At 60.5% G+C, this 20,488-nt stretch carries 16 protein-coding genes and 3 pseudogenes; 15 read left to right on the forward strand and 4 right to left on the reverse strand.

The genetic code is table 11. The features are described from left to right. Positions 1-78 precede the first annotated feature (78 nt). Positions 79-1,323 carry a M20 family metallopeptidase gene (locus NATTI_RS0122225; protein ID WP_006091165.1) on the reverse strand — a complete coding sequence of 415 codons (1,245 nt, stop codon included), beginning with the start codon at positions 1,321-1,323 and terminating at the stop codon, positions 79-81. Then, positions 1,320-2,669, reverse strand: coding sequence for an acetyl ornithine aminotransferase family protein (locus tag NATTI_RS0122230; RefSeq protein WP_006091166.1), 1,350 nt, complete (start codon positions 2,667-2,669; stop codon positions 1,320-1,322). The genes NATTI_RS0122225 and NATTI_RS0122230 overlap by 4 nt, the downstream gene beginning before the upstream one ends. Before the next feature lie 145 nt (positions 2,670-2,814). Here NATTI_RS0122230 and NATTI_RS0122235 point away from each other — a divergent pair, with 145 nt between their 5' ends. From NATTI_RS0122235 to NATTI_RS0122270, 8 genes are all read left to right on the forward strand, one after another. Next, on the forward strand, positions 2,815-3,912 hold the full coding sequence (locus NATTI_RS0122235; protein ID WP_006091167.1) for an ABC transporter substrate-binding protein: 1,098 nt from the start codon (positions 2,815-2,817) through the stop codon (positions 3,910-3,912). Between the two features lie 77 nt (positions 3,913-3,989). Continuing rightward, positions 3,990-5,099: an ABC transporter ATP-binding protein gene (locus NATTI_RS0122240; RefSeq protein WP_006091168.1), complete on the forward strand. Its 1,110-nt coding sequence runs from the start codon at positions 3,990-3,992 to the stop codon at positions 5,097-5,099. Beyond that, on the forward strand, positions 5,096-6,067 hold the full coding sequence (locus NATTI_RS0122245; protein ID WP_006091169.1) for an ABC transporter permease: 972 nt from the start codon (positions 5,096-5,098) through the stop codon (positions 6,065-6,067). The genes NATTI_RS0122240 and NATTI_RS0122245 overlap by 4 nt, the downstream gene beginning before the upstream one ends. Beyond that, positions 6,067-6,864 (forward strand): ABC transporter permease, encoded by a 798-nt coding sequence (locus NATTI_RS0122250; RefSeq protein ID WP_006091170.1) that lies wholly within the window; start codon positions 6,067-6,069, stop codon positions 6,862-6,864. Before NATTI_RS0122245 ends, NATTI_RS0122250 begins: the two co-directional genes overlap by 1 nt. Positions 6,865-6,976: 112 nt before the next feature. Further along, a complete protein-coding gene (locus NATTI_RS0122255) occupies positions 6,977-7,489 on the forward strand; it encodes an Lrp/AsnC family transcriptional regulator (RefSeq protein WP_006091171.1) in 513 nt (170 codons plus the stop codon). Positions 7,490-7,680: 191 nt separating this feature from the next. Further along, on the forward strand, positions 7,681-7,953 hold the full coding sequence (locus NATTI_RS0122260; RefSeq protein WP_006091172.1) for a hypothetical protein: 273 nt from the start codon (positions 7,681-7,683) through the stop codon (positions 7,951-7,953). Between the two features lie 2 nt (positions 7,954-7,955). Further along, positions 7,956-9,380 carry a sodium:solute symporter family protein gene (locus NATTI_RS0122265; protein ID WP_006091173.1) on the forward strand — a complete coding sequence of 475 codons (1,425 nt, stop codon included), beginning with the start codon at positions 7,956-7,958 and terminating at the stop codon, positions 9,378-9,380. Between the two features lie 42 nt (positions 9,381-9,422). After that, positions 9,423-9,935 (forward strand): hypothetical protein, encoded by a 513-nt coding sequence (locus tag NATTI_RS0122270; protein WP_006091174.1) that lies wholly within the window; start codon positions 9,423-9,425, stop codon positions 9,933-9,935. Positions 9,936-10,086: 151 nt separating this feature from the next. Here NATTI_RS0122270 and NATTI_RS0122275 read toward each other — a convergent pair whose 3' ends face one another. Further along, complete coding sequence (locus NATTI_RS0122275) at positions 10,087-10,839, reverse strand: pirin family protein (RefSeq protein WP_006091175.1); 753 nt, start codon at positions 10,837-10,839, stop codon at positions 10,087-10,089. A 244-nt stretch (positions 10,840-11,083) separates the two neighbouring features. Here NATTI_RS0122275 and NATTI_RS0122280 point away from each other — a divergent pair, with 244 nt between their 5' ends. The 7 genes and pseudogenes from NATTI_RS0122280 (at position 11,084) to NATTI_RS0122310 (ending at position 19,264) form a co-directional block, all read left to right on the forward strand. Then, positions 11,084-12,310 (forward strand): polysaccharide deacetylase family protein, encoded by a 1,227-nt coding sequence (locus tag NATTI_RS0122280; protein ID WP_006091176.1) that lies wholly within the window; start codon positions 11,084-11,086, stop codon positions 12,308-12,310. Positions 12,311-12,516: 206 nt separating this feature from the next. Continuing rightward, positions 12,517-13,110 (forward strand): sensor domain-containing protein, encoded by a 594-nt coding sequence (locus tag NATTI_RS0122285; protein ID WP_241434365.1) that lies wholly within the window; start codon positions 12,517-12,519, stop codon positions 13,108-13,110. 109 nt (positions 13,111-13,219) lie between these two features. Beyond that, complete coding sequence (locus NATTI_RS0122290; RefSeq protein ID WP_006091178.1) at positions 13,220-13,459, forward strand: (2Fe-2S)-binding protein; 240 nt, start codon at positions 13,220-13,222, stop codon at positions 13,457-13,459. A 169-nt stretch (positions 13,460-13,628) separates the two neighbouring features. Then, a complete protein-coding gene (locus tag NATTI_RS0122300; RefSeq protein ID WP_006091179.1) occupies positions 13,629-16,067 on the forward strand; it encodes a xanthine dehydrogenase family protein molybdopterin-binding subunit in 2,439 nt (812 codons plus the stop codon). Beyond that, positions 16,064-16,604, forward strand: a pseudogene (locus NATTI_RS25790) (IS6 family transposase); the annotation flags it as partial. The gene NATTI_RS0122300 and the pseudogene NATTI_RS25790, both read left to right, overlap by 4 nt. A 228-nt stretch (positions 16,605-16,832) precedes the next feature. Continuing rightward, a pseudogene (locus NATTI_RS25795) lies at positions 16,833-17,645 on the forward strand (IS630 family transposase). Between the two features lie 446 nt (positions 17,646-18,091). Further along, on the forward strand, positions 18,092-19,264 hold the full coding sequence (locus NATTI_RS0122310; protein WP_027119269.1) for an MFS transporter: 1,173 nt from the start codon (positions 18,092-18,094) through the stop codon (positions 19,262-19,264). A gap of 95 nt (positions 19,265-19,359) precedes the next feature. Here NATTI_RS0122310 and NATTI_RS27185 read toward each other — a convergent pair. Continuing rightward, a pseudogene (locus NATTI_RS27185) lies at positions 19,360-20,051 on the reverse strand (thiamine pyrophosphate-binding protein); the annotation flags it as partial. Positions 20,052-20,488: the final 437 nt, after the last annotated feature.

A 20,488-nucleotide genomic window follows, 5' to 3' on the forward strand; every position in this document is an offset into this window, starting at 1 on the left:
TTGTCGGACCGTCGCTGCCTCGCTGGCGTCCTCCCCGTTCCTGTTTCCGGCTCGAAAAATCGAATCGAGTACAGGCTGCTACGATAGCCACGCAGCGGCCGTATCGGCGACGAGTCTGGCGACCATCACGACGTCGTCCGTCTCGACGTATTCGCCAGTACTGTGGACGTTGTCGCCGTCGGGGCCGACGATAACCGTCGGAATCTCGGCCGTGTGGCCGAGGTGGTTGAAGTCGCCGATGCTCGAGAAGTAGTCGATCGACGGCTCGACGCCGGTCAGCCGTTCGCTCTGGTCGGACAGCATCCGGACGAGCGGGTGGTCCTCGTCGGTTACGTACGGGCCGAATCGCAGGTTCTCGTACGGCGTCTCCCTGAGTTCGACCTCGACCGACGACTCGAGATTGAGGTCGTCGACGACATCCAGTGCCTGCTCGAGCACGACTTCGGCGCTCTCGCCGGGAACGATGTGACGGTTGACCGCGAGCGTACAGCGGTCCGGGACGGAGAGCGGGTCGTCGCCGCCCCGGATCTCCAGGGGACAGATCGATCCCGAGCCGAGCGCCGGATGGCTGTCACACGCCATCTCGTCGAGCGCGGTCGCGATCCGTGCCGCGTCGACCACGGCGTTCGTCCCGTCCTCGGGATGCGAGGCGTGAGCCGCGTTACCGCGTACGGTTATCTCGTATCGGAACCCGCCTCGAGCCCCCAGGAGAAGCGCCGGATTCTCCAGGCCGTGTCGGGCGATCGCCGGACCAGGTTCGGCGACGATCGCGCCGTCGACATCGTCGGTGATGCCGTCGCGCAGGAGCTGATACGTTCCCAACCCGAACGGGCCCTCCTCGCCGACGACCGCCGTCAGGACGATGTCGCCCGCGAGGTCGCCATCGAGTTCGGCGAGCGCCTCGAACGCGACGAGCAGCGAGACGAGTCCTCCTTTCATGTCACAGGCACCCTGTCCGTAGAGGCGGCCGTCCTCGATGCGGCCCGAGAGCGGATCTTCGTCCCAACCGTCGACGATGCGGACGGTGTCCATGTGGCCGTTCAACAGGAGCGTCGGCGCGTCGGGATCCGTTCCCTCGAGTCGCGCGACGACGTTGTTCCCGTCGAAGCCGGTGATTTCCGGCTCGCTCACGGCGTGGTACTCCGGCTCGAGGTCGCGGTCCGCGAGCCAGTCGTACACTGCTCGGGCCATCGCCGCTTCCTCGAAGAACGGACTCCGAATGCGGACGAGTTTCTGGAGCAACTCGATCGTCGCCTCGGGATCGATCCGATCGCTGGGCTGATCGGTCGCGTCAGTCACGCCCTCGTCGTCCGATTGGCTCATTGTTCGGTGGTGACGACGGCGTCGGCCACTGCATCGGCGAACAGTTCGACGGCGGTCGACGCCTGCTCGAGGGTGATCGTCAGCGGCGGGGCGAACCGGATCGTGCTCTGGCCGCAGGGAAGGACCATCAGTCCGCGCTTCCACGCGGCGTGCATGATCTCGTCTGCGAGCTCGCCGAGTGCCTCGCCGGTTTCGGGGTCAGTGAACTCGACGCCGATCATGAGCCCGCGACCGCGGACGTCGCTGATTTCGTCGACATCCGCGCCGAGATCGGCCAGTATCTCTCTGAGGTGTGTCCCGACCGTTCGCGCGTTCTCGAGCAGCCCGTCTTCTTCGATGACGTCGATGACGGCGTTCGCCGCGGCCGCAGCGACCGGGTTCCCGTGGAACGTACTCGCGTGCGTGCCGCTTCCCCACGTCATCACGTCAGACCGGGCGACCATCGCGGACATCGGCAGTCCGTTGGCGATCCCCTTCCCCATGAGCGTGATGTCGGGTTCGACGTTCCAGTGGTCCATCGCAAACCACTCGCCGGTTCGACCAAATCCGGTCTGGATCTCGTCCGCGATGAGCACCATACCGTGTTCGTCGGCGAACTCGCGGAGCCGCTGGTGAAATCCCTCCGGCGGAACCACGTAGCCGCCTTCGCCCTGAATCGGTTCGACGACGATTCCGGCGACCTCGTCGGCCGGAACTCGAGTCCGGAGTAAATCCTCGAGGGCGTCGAAGGTGGTCTCGAGGGCCGCTTCGGGACTCTCGGCGCGGGACGGGTCGGGGTAGGGAACGTGATCGACCCCGGGAACTAGCGGCCCGAAGCCCCGTTTGTACTTGGTCTTGCTCGCGGTCAGCGAGAGCGAGCCCATCGTCCGCCCGTGGAACGCGCCGTCGAACGCGATGAACCGGTGGCGGCCGGTGTGGTGTCGGGCGAGTTTGATTCCCGCTTCGACCGCTTCGGTGCCGCTGTTCCCGAAGAAGAGTCGTTTCGGCGAGTCTCCCGGTGCGAGGTCGACGAGCCGTTCGGCCAACCGGACCGGTTCCGGCGAGTAGTAGTCACAGAACGCCGGGTGGACGAGCGTATCGAGTTGGTCTTTCGCCGCCTCGACGACCCGTTCGTGGTTGTGCCCGACGTTCGTCACCGCGATACCGCTCGCGAAGTCCCAGAAGGTGTTCCCGTCGACATCCGTGACGGTAACACCAGCCGCGCGTTCGATCGCGAGCGGATAGGCGCGTGGCGAACTCGGTGAGATAACGTCGTCGTCAGCCTCGACGAGCCGCTTCGTTTCCGGACCGGGAAGCGCCGTTTCGATGGTCGGTTCGTGTACAGAAACTGTTCGATCGTCGTCCATGCGAGCCTCTCTCTGGCGCGCTCTAATTAAGCTGTCTATTGAATATGGCCCTTCTAGTTATAGAGAGAACTACTTCAATACCATATTCTTGTGTAGTCTCCGAAAATGTTAAGCCCCCTCATGAGAAGAATGGTGCAGAGTACCAATGGCCAAACCGACACGACGACGATTCCTTCGACAAACTGGCGGCCTCTCGGCGGTCGGCATCGCCGGGCTTGCGGGCTGTCTCGGATCGGACAACGGTTCCGACGCGCTCCAGTTTTACTCGTGGGGCGGATCGACACAGGAGGCACTGACCGAACACGTCATCGAGCCGTTCGAGGACGAGTACGACGTCGACGTCGAACAATCCAGTTTCGACGACCAGGACAACATGCTGGCGAACGTCCGCTCGAGTCCGGAGGGGTCCTACGACATCATCATGCCCTCGGTCGAACGGGCCTACGAATCCGTCGAGCAGGACCTCGTCGAACCGATCCGAACGGAGAACATCGACACGTGGGACAACCTTCTGCCGGTGTTCGAGGAGTTCGACGCCGACCCCGGCGAGGACACGCACCTCGCACCGCTGTACTACGGCACTATCGGCATGGTAGTCAACACCGACCACGTCGACGCCGAGGACCCGTCGTGGGAACTCGCCTGGGATACAGACCTCGAGGGACAGGTCACCATGCAGGACTTCGCGATGGTTCGGGTCATCACGACCGCACTGTATCTGGGGCTCGATCCGAACTCCCTCGAGCACGAAGGCTCCTACGAGGACGGGATCGAGATGGTGTACGACGAGATGGCTGCCCAACACGAACTGATCGATTCCTACTGGTCTAGCGGTCAGGAGCAGGTGACGATGTACTCCAACGAGAGCGCCTACATCGGCGACGGCTGGGGTGGTCGCATCCTCGCGCTCCAGGACGACGGCTACGACAACCTCGAGTACGTGATCCCGGAAGAAGGGGCGAAAGGCTGGACCGACATGCTGGCGATCGCAAAGGGATCGCAGAACCGCGATATGGCGGAACAGTTCATCGAGTTCGCGTATCAGGACGAGATTATCCGCGAGCTCTCGCCAGAACTCGGTTATCCGCCGGCGACGTCGGTCGAATCGGACGAGATCGAAGCGCTTCCCGACTTCGATCCCTCTGGCGGCGAACAGCTGTTCTTCGAAGACCAAGTGTTCGTCGACGAACACGAAGCGGAATGGACAGACACGTTCGACCGGATCAAGATGGACCAGTACTGATTCAAATGCGCGCTATTTGCACGGTAAGGCGTCGCGGTCTCGTATCAGTGGACGACCAGCCGACAGAACGGTAAGTTATGGGATACCTCGAAGTCGAACACGTCACGAAACGGTTTGGAGACGTCGTCGCCGTCGACGACGTGAGTTTTACGGCCGAAGAAGGCGAATTCGTCTCCTTGCTCGGTCCGTCAGGCTGTGGCAAGACGACCACTCTTCGCATGATCGCTGGCCTCGAAACGCCGAGCGAGGGTGACGTCCGCATTCAGGGCGAGGCCGTGACCGATCAACCACCCTACGAACGCGACATTGGGATGGTCTTCCAGCACTACGCGCTCTTTCCGCACAAGACGGTCGGCGAGAACGTCGGGTTCCCGCTAAAGATGCGCGGCGTCGGCAGCGCAGAGCGACGCGAGCGCGTCGCGGAGGCGCTGGAAATGGTCCGGCTTCCGGACACGATGGATCGCGATCCCGACGAACTCTCCGGTGGCCAGCAACAGCGGGTCGCGCTCGCCCGTGCGCTGGTGTTCGAGCCGGATCTCTTGCTGATGGACGAACCGCTCTCAGCGCTCGATCGGGTACTCCGCCAGCAGATGCGGATCGAGGTCGAACGCATCCAGGAGGAGATCGGAATCACGACGATCTACGTCACGCACGACCAGATGGAGGCGTTCTCGATGTCGGATACGGTCGTCGTCCTCGACGAGGGACGGCTGTCACAGCAGGGAGCGCCGCTCGATATCTACGAGAACCCGACCTCGGAGTTCGTCGGCGACTTCATCGGTCAGTCCTCGAAGCTCACTGGGACGGTGACGGCCGAGAGCGGAACGCCGACCGTCCAGACGGACGCCGGGCTGTCGCTGGTCCTCTCCGAGTCGGCCGATACCGAGCCGGGTGCGGACGAGACCGTCTTCCTTCGGGCCGAGAAGCTCGGTATCCACGCCGAACAGCCAGAGCAGGACAACGCGTTCCAGGCGACGATCAAAGTCATCAACTATCTCGGCGAGAAGACGGTCTTTCACTGCGAACTGGCGGACGGAACCGACGTCACCGTCTCCGAGCAGGGGTTCACGGCGGTCGATCGCTACGAGACGGGTGACACCGTCTACGTGACTGCACCACCCGACGTTCTCGTGACTGCCGGCTCGAGCGATCGAGGAAACCGGACCGTGATGGAGGGCTCGCCGTGAACGACGAATACAGCGATCGATGGCTCGCGGCCCGAAACCGACTCCTTCAGTCGGATGCGCTCGTCGACGGCATCAGATGGATCAAGGACCGTCGCCGGCTACTGGCAACGACGCAAGCGGGCATCGGCGTGGTCTGGATGGTCGTGTTCTTGCTCGCGCCGCTGCTGTACATCCTCGCGATTTCGTTCTGGGTGCGCGGCCCCGCTGGGGTCATCGTCCAGGAGTTTACCTGGGCGAACTACCACTCCATCCTAATACAGGACGTCTCCCTCTCCAGCCTCGAGTTCGACAATCTCTACCTGTTGATCCTCTGGCAGTCGCTCAAATTCGGTTTCGTGACGACAGTCGTCACGCTAGTGCTCGGTTACGTGCCGGGGTACGTCCTTGGTCGGACCTCGAGTCGCTGGCTTCCGATACTGCTCTTGCTCGTGATCTTGCCGTTCTGGGTCCCGCTGATCATCCGGTACTACGCCTGGGTCCTCGTGCTCGGTGACAATGGGGTCATCACGACAACTCTCGGCTGGATCGGAATCGAACGGAGCGGCTTCCTGTACAACGAGGTAGCCGTTATCTCCGGAATGGTTCAGGTGATGTTGCCGTTTATGATCCTACCGATCTATAACAGCGTCGCGAAGATAGACGGCTCGCTCGTCGAGAGCGCCAAAACGATGGGTGCTGGCCCGCTCCGAGCGTTCTACGAGGTCTCGTTTCCGCTCTCACTGCCGGGAATTAGTGCCGGCTGTATCCTCGTGTTCATCCTGTCGGTCGGGAGTTTCCTCGCGCCGGCGTTGCTCGGCGGCTCGGGCGATCTCATGATCGCGAACCTCATCGAACAGACCTTCGGACAGAACCAGAACTGGCCCGTGGCGAGCGCGATGGCAATCGTCTACCTGCTCGTCCTGTTCGGACTGCTCACGATCTTCAATCGGATCGTCAGTCTGGACGCCGTCTTCGGGGAGGGGAACTGATGACAGCAGATATCCGGTGGCGACTGCTCGTGGCGACGACGGCGCTCGTCTACTTTTTCCTGTTGCTGCCGCTGCTGATCGTCGTCATGATCTCGTTCAACCCATCGCAGTTCGCCTCCTTCCCGCCGACGGGATTCAGCCTGGAGTGGTATCACGACTTCTTTACGGACGATCAGATGCTGTCCTCGCTGTGGAACAGTTTCGTCGTCGCGACCGGGAGCTCGATCGTCGCGGGCGTCGTCGGGTTGGTCTCGGCGATCGGCTTCGTCAGATACGACTTCCGGTGGAAGAACGCCCTCTCGAGCGTACTCTTCTTGCCGATGCTGATCAGTCCGGTCGTCATCGGTGTCGCGCTCACCGCGTTTCTCTCCGAAATCGGGATGCAGCGCAACTACCTGTTCTTGATCATCGGTCACTCGACGCTGGTCTTACCGTACGTATTCGTCACGGTTCGCGCCCAGCTCTACGGGTTCGACCGATCGGTCGAGGAGGCGGCGCTCTCGCTCGGCGCCAACGAGGTCGAAACCTTCTTCGAGGTGACGTTACCGGCGATCGCACCGGGTCTCGTTGCCGGAATGCTGCTCGCGTTCGTCATTAGTTTCGGCGAGTTCACGGCGACCCAGTTCTGGGTCCAGCCCCAGACAACGACGGCTCCGATCGAGATCTACACCATGGTCCGAACGAGCCTGACGCCGATGATCAACGCGATGGCGACCGTCCTCATCCTGATTACGGTCGTCGTCCCGCTGATACTCGACGCCGTTCTCGGGAAGAACCTGATCATCAAATCGGCGTGACCGTTCCCCACGTCGTGACTTCGAACGCAGTGGATTGGAACCCGTCTAAAAATCCACCCGCTTTTCGAAGGCTGTAACAAGCTATATAGTCGTCCTCTCCCCGTGTTCGAGTATGGTAGAACTCAATCTTGACGAGAACGACCTCGAGATTCTGCGCTGGCTGGACCGAGAGGGAGAGATCGACGTCGACCAGTTGAGCGAGGAACTCGGAATCAGCACCTCGACGATCTACTATCGTCTGGATAACTACCGCGAGAAGGGAATTCTCCAGGGGAACGTGGCGGATATCGACCACCAGAAACTCGGCTTCGAACTCACTGCGATCACGGAGATCAAAAGCGAGTACGGGCCCGGATACGACGACATCGGCGACCGACTCACGGAACTGTCCGGCGTCCAGTCGGTGTACTTCATGCTCGGGGAGATGTCGTTCACCCTGGTCTCGCGCCTTCGCGATCACGAACACCTCCAGGCGCTGATCGACGATATCATTCATACAGACGGCGTCGAACACTCCTCGACGCACATCGTTCTCAAGACGTTCAAGGACGAGTCCCGACTCCTGGTCAACTACGACGACGACGACCTCGAGAAACTGCTGGACGACGGAACGCTCGAGAAGTAAGCCGACTACCGGGGCACACCGCGTAGCGGACTTGAAAGAGGATTTTCCGTTATTTGTTTTCGACGAGCACAGCGACGGGCGTCGATGAACCCGGCCCGGGTAGTAATTATTACAATCATTATCTTTATATCTGACTCCGAATATAGAAATTATGGACAATAACTAATACGAGCCGGATGAGATTGGTGGACATGGCTCAGCACACGAATACCGGATCGAAAGAATCCACCCGTTCGGTCGAGACGAGCGGCTGGTTCTACCTCGATCCAGTGTCGAAAGTCATGGCTGTATCGTGCATAATCGGAATCCTCGTGGTCTACCTGCCGGTTCTGTACTCGCCGGAGTTGACCGTCGGTGGACTCTCGTGGATGTTCGTCTCTAAACCGATCGTTGGCCTCGTTCTCAGCGGGAGCTTCGTTGCCACGACCTACTACGTCGACTTCGTCCTCGAGGGGGGTGAGTGACGATGGTACGCGTCGGTGAAACCGCCATCGTCCTCTGTTATTTCATCCTCGTCCTCGCGATCGGCCTCTACTTCCGAAACCGTCGGTCGGCCGACGAGTACTGGTCGGCAAACGGATCGATCGGAACGTTCGTCAACTCGATGGCGATCTTCGCCGCTTTCGCGAGCGGCGGGACATTTCTGGGAGCGATCGGAATCGTCTACGACCTCGGTGTCCCACTGTGGTGGTCAGCAGCGGTCGGTTCAGTCGCCGGATTCCTCATCGCCGCAATCTTCGTGGCGAAACCGTTGCGTCGCCTCGAGATGCACACGCTCCCGGACATTTTCGACTACCTGTACACCGACTCGCGGATTAACGTGCTCGCTCCGGTGATCATCCTCGTTGGCTACTTCATGTATATGGTTGCCCAGCTTCGAGCCGGCGGACTCGTCTCCGATTACTTGCTGGGGGTCGGTTATATCCCGGCAGTGACGGCAATCGGGATCGTCTTCATCGCCTACGTCGCTCTCGGTGGAATGTGGGCGATCACCGTGACCGACTTTCTGCAGGGCGTCCTGATGTGGGGCCTTCTCGCGGTAATCTGGGCTATCAGCTTCGGCTACTTCGGCTACTCGATGTCTGCACCGATCTCCGAGACGCCTCGAGTCACTGGAACGGGAGCGCTCGAGATCCAGACGTACATTGGATTCGCACTAATCTGGGCGTTCGCTATCGCTGTGTTGCCCCACATCGCGATGCGGGCCTTCTCCGCGAAGAGCCCAGAGTCAGCGAAGCGAGCGTACGCGTGGGTCGCGTTGATGTACATTATCGTGACGCTCCCGTTCGTCCACATCGCGGGTGCGGCCATCGCGATCGACCCCGAACTCGCCGAAGCCGACTACGCACTGCTGCTCGTCATGGAATCGATCCTGCCTGAGCTCGTCGCCGGCTTCGCCGCGGCGACGATTCTCGCGGCGGTAATGTCGTCGACGGACGCACTGCTGCTCGCGATGGCAGCTGCCCTCTCGAACGACCTGTACGGAAACGCAGTCAGCGACGTCTCCGAGGAGCGAATCGTCAATCTAGGCACGGTCTCAGTCGTCGTGATCGGCCTCCTTGGGATCGTCGCCGCGTGGAGTCCGCCGGCGTACCTCGTCGAACTCTACACAGACGGCACCGGACTGATGGCGGCCGCCTTCTTCTTCCCGTTACTTCTCGGCATCTGGTGGAAGCCGATGAACCACTACGGGGCGATGGCCGGAATGCTCGGGGGTTCCCTTGCGTACGCCATCGCGTACTTCTACACACCGATGTTCGGCGCAATCATCTACGCGGTTCCGGTGTCGCTGCTGTGCTGTCTCGTCGCCACGTGGGTGACTGACTCCCGGAGCGCCGAACAGATCGAAAAACTGTCCGAGGAACTCGGGCACGGTCGCCTCGGCTGGTAAGCCGCTACTCACCGAATTCACCACATTCACAGTTCCACACCAATGATACCCCGTTCCATACTCGGACGACTGATCGGACGCACCTGGCGGACGTTCGTGGGCACCTCCCACGACGAACTCAGCGATACTGTCGAGCGGACGCTCACCGACCTCGGCTGGGCGTACGATCGCGAGTCGACGGAGCCCGCCAGCGGCGAGCGATCGATCTTCGGTGCCGAAGATGCGACTCGCTTCGAACTCGCTGACGAAGAGTGGGCCTTGACGGTCACGTCGGTCTCGTACGATCCACTCTTGCGCGGGTTGCTCTCGCTCAGCGCCTCGGGAGACACGAAATCGAAGTACACGACTACCGCGTGTCTAATCGACGTCCGTCCCCTCTCGAAAGGGGCCGAACCACGCGTCGAGGTACTTCTCCAGGAAATCGCGGCGGCCCTCGAGACGGACCCGTGGTCCATCGATCATCCGCGATTTAACTACTCGCCGCTGCTTCGGTACAAAGTCAAGCTGCTGTGGCAGTACTGGTTATCGCCGGCTGACCGAGCGAACGGACGCTAGCGGCCGGCGCGTCTCGCAGTTCGGTTTCGCGGGAAGGAGACGCGGTATAGTAACAACTTGAACAGTTTACACACCGATGGCATAGTCGTCCTCCGATCGGGTGTGCACTGATTTCCAGTGGCTACGATAGTACGTTCAGTCCCGAACCGACTTACCGGCCGATAGTCCCCTGACGGGTGACCGGTGCGTCGGGATCGACGAGAAACGCGACGAGTGTCGTCTCGGTTTCCGCGGTAACCGTCATCCCACCACCGTCGACGAGCAGACCGCTCTCCGTCTCGTCGAATTGCATGCCGTCAGCCGTGACTGCCCCCTCGAACACGTAGAAGTAGGCGTCCCAGCCGGTCTTCGTTGGCAGGTCGACGCTGACACCCTCCTCGAGGCGAACGTCGTAGAAATGGACGTCGTTGCGCACGGACAGCGGCGCGTCAGAGCCCTCGGGACCGAAGAGGTGGCGCCACTCGTTGGCAACCGGATCAGCAATCGGTTCGTGCTGGATGGTCGGTGGGAGATCCAGGCTGTGCGGGCGGACGAAAATCTGCAGCATTCGCAGCGGTGGATCGTCCGCAAGCGTGCGCTCTTCGTGCCAGAAGCCGCTGCCGGCGTTCATCACCAGCAGGTGGTCAGAATCGGTGACCAGCTCGTTTCCCTGTCGGTCGTCGTGGCGCATCACGCCCGACGGAACCCACGAGATGATCTCCTCGTTCTGGTGGGGATGCATCGAGATCAGCGTCTCGGGGTCCATGAACGACTCGACGACGGTCGCGAGCGGGCCGTAGCCGTGATCGTCGTGCTCCGGGTGATTGTGCCCGGGGAAGTTGAAGTGAATTCGAAACCGTCCCTGATTCTGGGAGATGTCCGTCCGCGGAGCTTTGTAGAGTTTCGTCGTGGACTCGGGATTCATCGTACCGAATCGTCGGGGCCGGAGCCCCATATGCGCGCGGTGACAACTATGTAACCGGGTCTACGCGTCTACGCACCTGAAATTACTCTTTCGCGAACTCGTTCCGGATCCGTGATCAGTCGCCGGAAGAACTGAGAGTCCGAATCCTGTGACGGTCGACGATCAGGATCTGTGAGCGCGTCGACTCGAGCCCGTATAGATCAGGCCGTAGACAAAAGACGGCGGGGAGCAACAGTCGATCCCGATGGATCTGTCGAAACTGAACCGTCGGACCTACCTCCGCGCTACAACGGCAGCGGTGGGTCTTACAGGCCATACCGCCGCTGCAAACGGTCCGTCGGAGTCGGAGGTCGAGGACGGAGCGAACGACTCGAGCGACCATCCGGACGCTACGGGAACCGACGACGATTTCGAGGAACTGGATCGCTGGGATGTCTCCGGCGGAACGCTGACGGCCGACGAGGATCGGTCAGTCGTCGGCTCGCAGAGCGCTCGGCTCGAGACCGACGAGGAACCGGCCACGCTCGCGAAATCGTTCTCGGAGTCGCGCGAACTGACGGACGTCGTTCCCGGCGTCGCGGTCGCGTCGGAGGAGATGGTGATTCCGTGGCTACGGTTGATCGACAGCGACGGCGAGACGATCGAGTACCGTCGCACCGTGACCGGCGACCTGCCGCTCGAGCGATACAACTTCGGCGTGACCGACGTCGACGACGGCTTCGACGCGACGAGCGTCGATGAGGTACACCTACGGATCCCCGGAGGGGACGACGAGGAACGGACGATCTGGTTCGACGACTTCCACTTCACCCCTCGCCCGGAGACGGGAAAGGTGATGATCCAATTCGACGACACCCACGTCACAGATTACACGGAGGCGCTGCCGCTACTCGAAGAGTACGACTATCCCGCGGTGACGTTCGTCAACCCCGACTACGTCGACGGCGGCGACGTTGGCGGTGACCCGCGAATGACGATCGATCAGTTGCACGAACTCCACGACGCCGGCTGGTGTATCGCGAACCACACCGCAAGCCATCCGGAACTCCCGGAACTCGACGCCGAGGAGCAGGAGGCCGAGATCCGCGAGGGCAAGGAATGGCTCGAGGGCCACGGCTTCGAGGAGGGAGCCCGATACTTCGCCTACCCGTTCGGCGAGTACGACGAGACGACGCTCGAACTCGTCGACGAGTACCACGCGATCGGCTTCGGCGGCGGCCAACCGGTACAGGGGTACACCACGAATACGCGGCTGGCCTCCCGAATCGCCGAACCGGACGCCGAGCGCATCGAGACGGAACTCGAGCGAACGGCCGAGATTCGCGGGATCACGTCGATGTTTTATCATCGCCTCGAGGACGACGACCTCGAGGCGTTCGAAACACTGGTCGAAACGATTCGCGAGTACGAATTGCGGGGCGAACTCGAGGTGATTCTGCCGCAGGATCTCGAGCGGGAGTTCCTCTTTTGAGACGGAAGCGGGTGTATTCAGGACGCTATTTGTGAATTGTCACTGATGGTCGATAGCCGGACCGGGAGCCATTTCTCTCTGACTGAACGGTACCTACAGATGCGTACTTTCTGTGAGTTTCAAAACGATCGCTGAATACAATCGCAAGTAGTTTGTAACAGCCATGAAATAACTTTACCATGGTGTCAGACGGGCAACTAAACTCTGTGCAACTAGGCCTCACTGATTTCATTGGCGTCGTTACGAAGCGTCAGACCTACCGAAATCTCCTCTATCTCTTCGTTACGAGCTTCGTCGGCGGCCTCTATTTCGTCGGTATATTTTTCGGGTTCTTCGTTGCGCTTGTTCTCACCCTCGCTCTCGTTGGCATACCCCTCTTTCTCGTTCTGCTCGCTGGAACTCGCGGTGCAGCAGAGCTTGAACGGCGATTGACGAATCGCTTACTCGGAACGGATATCCACTCACCCCCGTCTGGAGTGAATCCGTTCACGTACGGCTGGGTCTCCGCACTTCGGGAGCTTGTCGTCTCTGACACGACGTGGAAAGGAATCGGATTTCTTGCCATCAAAGGTGTAATAGCCTTTTTGCTCCCGCTGTTTGTGTTACTCGCTGGCGTCACCTCGCTTGCGCTGATTCTCTCGCCATTCGGCGAAACTGTCGTCTGGGAACTCTGGACGATTGACACGTGGATCGAGTCGCTGATCGCCGTTCCACTTGGGGTACTGACAGGCCTCGCGACGCTCCACGCTCTTAACGGACTTGCTCGTGTTACTGGATCCATCGCGGAAAGCCTTCTCTGAGACAGAGGCTCTGTTGAAATCTTCGAAGAGATATATTCGTCCTGTAAATTGATGGGGGAATCCCGAGCTGAGGCTACCCTTCAAGGTCCGTGTCAACCAAGAATCGTCAATGTCAGACCACGAGATCACCCTCACCATCGACGGAGATCAAGAGCGGTTGGCGAGTGAGGGACGAACGCGGCTCATCCACATGCTTCAGGAGGAACTCGGCGTTACCGCCCCAAAAGTCGACTGTGAGACCAGCAAGTGTGTGGCCTGTACGGCCGAATTCGACGAAGCGGCCACTGTAGCTGCGGACGGCGTGGATACCGTGAGTGCTGACGAATTTGTACCGGAGGGAGAGAACTGATGTACCAGCCACCGTTCGATTATCGTCACGCCTCAAACGGGTATCGTGTGAGCGTCCTTTCGACCGACACCGAACAGGCAGTTCTGGCGGCCGTCGACGACGCGACGGACGACTCTACTGCCGACAGCTTGGTCGGCCACCGATTTACCGGTCGAAGAGGTACGCACCGATGAGCGACGCGGAATCTTCGGATGCAGAGCAGGGAGTCAAACTGGACGCTGACGACGCCGATGGTGACACAGGTGAGACGTACACAGGGTCTCGAGAAATGCGCCGGGAGGACGCCGCGTTGCTGACCGGCCGTGCCGAGTACACCGACGATCACGAGCCGCCGGGAACGGTCTCCCTCGCGTTCGTCCGGAGCGAGTACGGCCACGCCGACCTGAAAGAAATCGACACGTCCGCCGCCGAGGCGATTGACGGCGTGCTCGGAGCGTACACGTGGAACGATATCGAGGCGTCGCCGTCGCCGGGCCGACTTCCGCTTTCGGGACTCGAAGAGGATATCCCGGCCCATCCGGTGCTCGCGACGGATCGTGTACGGTACCACGGCCAGCCCGTCGCCGCCGTCGTCGCCGAAGACCGGTATCGCGCACGCGACGGTGTCGCGGCAGTCGACATCGAATACAAACCGCTCGAGGCGGTGGTCGACCCACAGGAAGCGGCGACCGATCCGAACGCGCCCCAACTATTCGCGGAAGCGCCGGACAACGTCGCGACAGCCGCCGAGTTGGGTGACGCTGATGCGACCGACGAGGCGTTCGCCGCAGCCGATCGGACCGTGGAGATCGAGCTGACGAACAACCGACTGATCCCCTCTGCGCTCGAGCCACGGGCGGCCGTCGCGGAGTTCGACTCCGACGAGGGATTCACCGTCACGATGACCAGCCAGTCGCCACACGGCCACCGCCGGAAGCTAGCCCACTCGCTCGGCGTTCGCGAAGGAGAGATTCGGGTCGTCTCGCCCCACGTCGGTGGCGGGTTCGGTCACAAGGGACACCACCATCCCGGCGAGGCGATGGCGGCGTGGTGTGCCCGCGAACTCGAGCGGCCGGTCAAGTGGACCGCAACGCGGAGCGAAAACTATCTCGAGGGTGCACACGGGCGCGATCACCGCACCACCGCGACGCTGGCGATCGACGACGACGGAACAATTCGCGGGCTCAGCGCGGAGACGTACGCCAACGTCGGTGGCTACGGGCTCGGCAGCGGCGCAGCGATGCCCGCCAGGTACGGACGACTGCTGTCCAGTCAGTACGCGATCAATGCCATCCACTGTGAGACTCACACCGTCTTCACCAACACGGCGCCGATCCACTCCTACCGCGGTGCCGGCCGTCCCGAGGCGATATACGTCATCGAGCGGCTGGTCGACGTCGCCGCAGACGAACTGGGGATGGATCCCGCCGAACTCCGCCGACGGAACCTCATCCCGTCCGGAGCGTTCCCCTACGAGACGCCTGTCGGGGCGACGTACGACTCGGGCGACTACGAGCCCGCGATGGCGAAAGCACTCGACGCGATCGGGTATGACGACCTTCGCGATCGGTTTGGGACAAATTGGAATCGCTCGAGCGAAGCGATCGAGAACGGAGAGATGGACGACGGCCGGCTTCGCGGCGTCGGGATCGCCAACTACGTCGAGTCCACCGGCGGCGGCTTCGAGAGCGGGCTCGTCCGCGTCCTCCCTGACGGCGACGTGAACGTCTACGCGGGGACTCACTCGCACGGACAGGGCCACGAGACGACCTACGCCCAGCTCGTCGCGGACGCGCTCTCCCTCCCGCTCGATCGGATCCACGTCTCCGAGGGCGACACGGACGCGATCCCCACCGGGACGGGCACCTTCGGGAGCCGGTCGACTATCGTCGGCGGCAACGCGGTCGTCACGAGCGCCGAGACGGTGCTCTCGAAGGCGCGTCGGATCGCCGCCGCCGAACTTGAGGCCGATCCGGAGCGAGTCGCGTACGACGACGGAACGTTTACCGTGTCCGGAACAGACGGTCCCGGAGCGGGCGAATCCGGCGCACGCGGTGACGAAACGGTTTCGTTCGCGGCCGTCGCCGGGACGGCGTACAGTAGGGGGCTTCCCAACGGCCTCGAGCCGGGGCTGGAAGCGACGACGTTCTACGAACTGGACGGAACGGCGTACACCTTCGGCACGCACGCCTGCATCGTCGCCGTCGATCCCGCCACCGGCGACGTGGAACTCGAGCGCTATCTCGCCGTCGACGACTGCGGCGAACGGGTCAACCCGACCATCGTCGAAGGCCAGGTACACGGCGGTGTCGCACAAGGGATCGCACAGGCGCGCTACGAGCAGGTCGCCTACGACGAGGACGGCACGCTCCTGACCGACGCGATGGACAGCTACGGCGTCCCGCGCGCCGCCGACCTTCCGCCAATCGAGACCGACGCGACGGTAACGCCAAGCCCCCTGAACGCACTCGGAGTCAAAGGAATCGGCGAGGCCGGCACCATCGCAGCGCCACCGGCCGTCGTAAACGCCGTGTGTGACGCGCTCGACGTCGTTCACATCGACATGCCGCTTACTGAAGAGCGCGTCTGGCAGGCTGTTTCGGACGAGCGAGGCGATGTGATTGAATAGATGAATGTTGGGAGCGTAAGCGGACGGTGACGCCCGTCAGGGCGTTCGCTGTCCGTCCCCACTCGACCGGTTATTCTCTTCGAGAGAGACAAGTGATACTTCGCTTAATCGGTGTGTACCCTCTCATAAAGCGATTTAGACTAGGTACATCGGCTAGCTGATAGCGTTCCAGATCCGCCGATGGCTTCGCCGTCGCGGTCCACTATTGATGAAATTCTGTTACGATTAACGGCGACTAATCTTGGGCATAGATTGCAAGATATCTATACTCAAAACTACTTCTCGATGTCGCAGTGTTCGGACATCGAGGCACGAATCCAGCTGCTGCGTTTCTGCACCGACTGACCGAGAAACACGTCTATCCAAAACCGATTTTCTCGCTGACAGCTATGTATATCTAACTGCCCTCTTTTGATTAGGATTGAGCGATCAACTCGGCTACGTTGATCGAAACCTGATCGAAAAGTGGTTTCACACCTCGAACGTGAGAGCAGACCGCTCCCATAACTCTTGGTGGACAGCTACGCGAGCGTCAGATAATGCATTGACCATTTTGTACACTGCTATAATACGCCATGACCGAACCAGTCACTCATCTGATAGAAGCCAGCGGAGGTGCTAAATTAGAGAGTGGCCGAAGCGGGCCATCTCCATGAAAGCTAACGATTGGTAGTTATTGTATCAATTCCGAGAGTCGTTCACGAGGGATGGTGGAGAGCGATAGTAACCGTTAGAATTTTTTACTCAGGAGTTGTCGATGACACAGTGGACCATCTCGACGAAATCTCTGTCGAGGAATTACAAGATGCCCTCGACAACGTGGAGGGAAAGAAGCCGACACAACGGCTATTAGCTGCAATAGCGTACAAAAATGGCCTCACACAGACTGAACTAGCCGAATGGTACGGCGTTCAGCGACGGACGATCTATAGCTGGCTCAAGCGACTTGACACCGATGAGTCGCTCGAACTGGCTGTTACTGATGCTCACCGGTCTGGGAGAAAGCGGAAAATCTCAGAAAGCGAGCAAAAAGAATTCGAAGAAGCTGTCCACGAATCTCCTGTGAAAGTTGGATTTGACGCGCAGGCGTGGACGCCGGCGCTCGTCCAGCAGTATCTTAACGAGACATACGAAGTCGACTACTCAATCCCAAGTTGCCGGCGGTTGCTCAAAGAAGCGGGATTGAATTATCAAAAACCACGCCATACAGCCGCTGAGTCCAATTCTGGCGAGCAAGAAACGTTCCGCGATGAACTCAAAAAAAGTGGCGGAAAATGGACGTCACAGTAGTCTGTATCGATCAAACGAAGGAATCTGTCCACGTCAAGCCGCGTGTCGCATGGTTTCGGCGCGGTATGCGGCAGGCTGTTGAACTCTCTGGACAACGCGACTGGACGTGTCTGCTGGGCGATAACGGTAATCGCTATTTCTCTCGAACTAAATCCGGTCGAGGAGTGCTGGCGACAGCTGCAAACGTCTCTCATCAATCGGCTCTTTGATTCACTGAATGAGTTACCAACGGTGCTCGATACCCCTCTTGGTAAACTCTCTGTACCAAAAGTGAGTAACTATTTCTAATTCTGTTATAGCGAAGATAGCCCTCCCGACCGGCGAACCACGTCGGGTTCGATTCCAGTCTCCTCGAGGGGGTCGCAAACAGTCATAACCGAATCCAGAGATGGATCGGGATCGTAGAGTTCGTCCGACGAGATCTTGCTTCCTTCGTCGACGGCTCAAAATTCCTCGAAAACGTTGAGAACGGTGACACCAAGGTCCTTCGGGCCCGCGACGGGGTCCTTGTGAGCAGCGATTTGATGAACTCGACGACCTGCATTCCCTGCTCCTGTTGGGTGTCGGCTGGGACGACGATTCGGTATATGATCGATATAGGGCGTGGAATTTACCTAATTCTACATTCTCTGACTTAGCGGAGCCACCACGGCAGTTTCCGCCGACTCGCTCACCACTAAGCACCCAGTCCGGTATCGGAACCGCTTTTCCAACCCCCGAGAAACGGTACTCTAGTGAACTGGTCGTACAGAAATACGGTCCTCATCCTGTGTACGTCCGCCTTCTTTGCGACGGTTACCGCCCGGCTAGTGATCAGTCCAGTTGTCCCAGATATTGTCGACAGCTTCGGCGTAAGTACGGGGGCCGTGGGTCTCGCGCTGTCGGGGATGTGGGCTGCCTACGCCCTTTCACAGTTTCCCAGCGGCCTGCTTGGGGATCGATACGGCGAACGACGGATCATCGTAACAGCAATCGGGGGCACGGCCGTCGCCAGCGCGTTGCTGGCCCTCTCGCCGACCTACTTCAGCTTTCTGTTGTTTGCTGTCGTCCTGGGTGCGGCAGCCGGTCTCCACTACAGCGTCGCGACGACGCTGCTGACCGGACTGTACGATCGGACCGGACGCGCAATCGGGATTCACGTCACTGGCGCACCGCTGGCCGGGCTCCTTGCTCCGATACTTGCTGCCCTCGCTGCGAGTCGGTACGGCTGGCGCGCAGCGGTGGCCGTCGGCGTTGCTGTCGCGGTCCCCATCGTGATCGTCCTCGTATGGCGTATTCGCCCGACAGAACCTCGACATCCGGATCGACGGATGCGCGATCAGATCGATCCCGGGCTGCTCGCCGAACTGCTCTCCCGCCCCGCCGTCGCGTACACGACCGTTCTCAGTGCGCTGGGTGCTTTCACCTGGCAGGCGACGGCCTCGTTTCTCCCCGCATTTCTTGAGGTTGGCTACGGGCTCTCCCGGACGGACGCAGGGCTCCTGTTTTCATGGTACTTCCTCGTCAACGGTGGCGTCCAGCCGGTAATAGGCGCGCTGTCGGACCGGTACTCGCGAGATGCCGCGGCGGGACTAACGATGACGGCGGGCCTGATCGGCTTCGGCGTGTTGGTCACGGGTAACGGACTGCCGGCGGCGATCGGCGGCGTCACCTGTGTCGGGGTCGCGATGACCTGGGGCGCGCCGCTGCAGTCACGGTTCATGGATGCACTTGATTCGTCGGAGCGCGGACTCGGATTCGGACTCGTCCGGACCGTCTACATGACCCTCGGTGCGACCGGCAGTGTCGCTATTGGTGCCACCGCGGACGTCTTCGGCTGGATGGTCGCGTTTAGCCTCCTCTCGGCGGTAATGGGAGTCGCACTGGTGACGATCGCCGCGAACACCGTTCTCTCGCTGGGGTACTGACCCACATCCAAGGAATCTCGGGCCCGGTTCACCGATATCCGCTACTCGCTCATCCAGTCGCTGGTCTGTGGCTCGCCCTGGTCGGTCGGTGCCTCGAGCAACACCAGTTCGTCGGCGACGATGCCGACGGCCGGCTCGTATCCGGTGCCGAGGTCGTCGTCGAGTATGACGTGGACAAGTGTCTCCGGAATGTCGACCAACCAGGCGCGGATGGCGATGGCGTCGAAGTCGGTCCCGATCGCCAGTGCAGCGTCGGCGTCGGAAAGCAAGTCGGCGGCCGCCGCGACGATTTCGTCCGGAACGCTCGAGACGTAGTCCGATCGTCGTCACCGGCCGACGCGAGCGGGACGTCCATCCCGAAGAAGTTCTTCGAGATACCGACACGGACGGGCCCCTTCGGCGGCGTCTTCGCGACCGCTTCCTCGAGGACTGCGGCGGTGCCCGTTAGCTGCTCGACGAGCAGGTTCGCCTTGACAATGCTGTCATAGGCATCGGATGGCGTCCCATGGATGGCATCGCCGCCGCGGAGTTCTGGCTCGGTCTCGACAGCGAGGTGGATCAGTACCGTACAATCGTGGCGCGCATTCTTCTGGCCGTCCATCGCGTTCATATCGCCCAGGTCAGGAACGACAGCTGTCGCCGCGAGGGAGCCGCTGATTTTTGTATACCCCCACGCCTAATGAGTAACGGCAGTCTCGTGGCGGGCCACAACCAACTGGATGGTCGTTTCGGATAGTGAAACGGTGGTGGTGGAGAGTAGCAACTGTAGTGCCAGACAAACCGCCATCCAATTTCAGTTATACCGGTCAATAACCTCGTTTGGGCCCATATGTTGGTTTACTCCGTTTTGTAAACCGCAATTCTGTGGAAATCCGTTGTCGGATCTGGCAACGCAAAAATTGCTACAGGCACCTACTCGTTTCACCCTCCGAAACACCGGAGTTTTTTGTTGGGTGTCAATAAAGAAAAAAGAGATTGTGTTGACCGAGCACCTCTGAGTCCGGCGTGGCGTCATTTAATTACAAGGGTACGCTTGTAAAGCACTGGTCGGATCTACTCGCCGAGAGTCTTGCTACGGACCGTATTTCTCCGTCTTACCGGCATTCACCGGCCTTTCAACACGAAACGGGCGTCTATTTGATCGTGTGTATTTTGTCGGTCTACAGGTCGCGCTTCAATCAGCTACCGTTGCGATTGAATACGGTAGCACCCACAATGAAGGTT

This window comes from Natronorubrum tibetense GA33 (assembly GCF_000383975.1).
Lineage (GTDB): Archaea > Halobacteriota > Halobacteria > Halobacteriales > Natrialbaceae > Natronorubrum > Natronorubrum tibetense.

Coding starts and splice junctions, on each gene's coding strand:
- NATTI_RS0122225 (WP_006091165.1), bottom strand. CDS start 1,323: ATGAGCCAATCGGACGACGAGGGCGTGACTGACGCGACCGATCAGCCC.
- NATTI_RS0122230 (WP_006091166.1), bottom strand. CDS start 2,669: ATGGACGACGATCGAACAGTTTCTGTACACGAACCGACCATCGAAACG.
- NATTI_RS0122235 (WP_006091167.1), top strand. CDS start 2,815: ATGGCCAAACCGACACGACGACGATTCCTTCGACAAACTGGCGGCCTC.
- NATTI_RS0122240 (WP_006091168.1), top strand. CDS start 3,990: ATGGGATACCTCGAAGTCGAACACGTCACGAAACGGTTTGGAGACGTC.
- NATTI_RS0122250 (WP_006091170.1), top strand. CDS start 6,067: ATGACAGCAGATATCCGGTGGCGACTGCTCGTGGCGACGACGGCGCTC.
- NATTI_RS0122255 (WP_006091171.1), top strand. CDS start 6,977: ATGGTAGAACTCAATCTTGACGAGAACGACCTCGAGATTCTGCGCTGG.
- NATTI_RS0122260 (WP_006091172.1), top strand. CDS start 7,681: ATGGCTCAGCACACGAATACCGGATCGAAAGAATCCACCCGTTCGGTC.
- NATTI_RS0122265 (WP_006091173.1), top strand. CDS start 7,956: ATGGTACGCGTCGGTGAAACCGCCATCGTCCTCTGTTATTTCATCCTC.
- NATTI_RS0122270 (WP_006091174.1), top strand. CDS start 9,423: ATGATACCCCGTTCCATACTCGGACGACTGATCGGACGCACCTGGCGG.
- NATTI_RS0122275 (WP_006091175.1), bottom strand. CDS start 10,839: ATGAATCCCGAGTCCACGACGAAACTCTACAAAGCTCCGCGGACGGAC.
- NATTI_RS0122280 (WP_006091176.1), top strand. CDS start 11,084: ATGGATCTGTCGAAACTGAACCGTCGGACCTACCTCCGCGCTACAACG.
- NATTI_RS0122290 (WP_006091178.1), top strand. CDS start 13,220: ATGTCAGACCACGAGATCACCCTCACCATCGACGGAGATCAAGAGCGG.
- NATTI_RS0122300 (WP_006091179.1), top strand. CDS start 13,629: ATGAGCGACGCGGAATCTTCGGATGCAGAGCAGGGAGTCAAACTGGAC.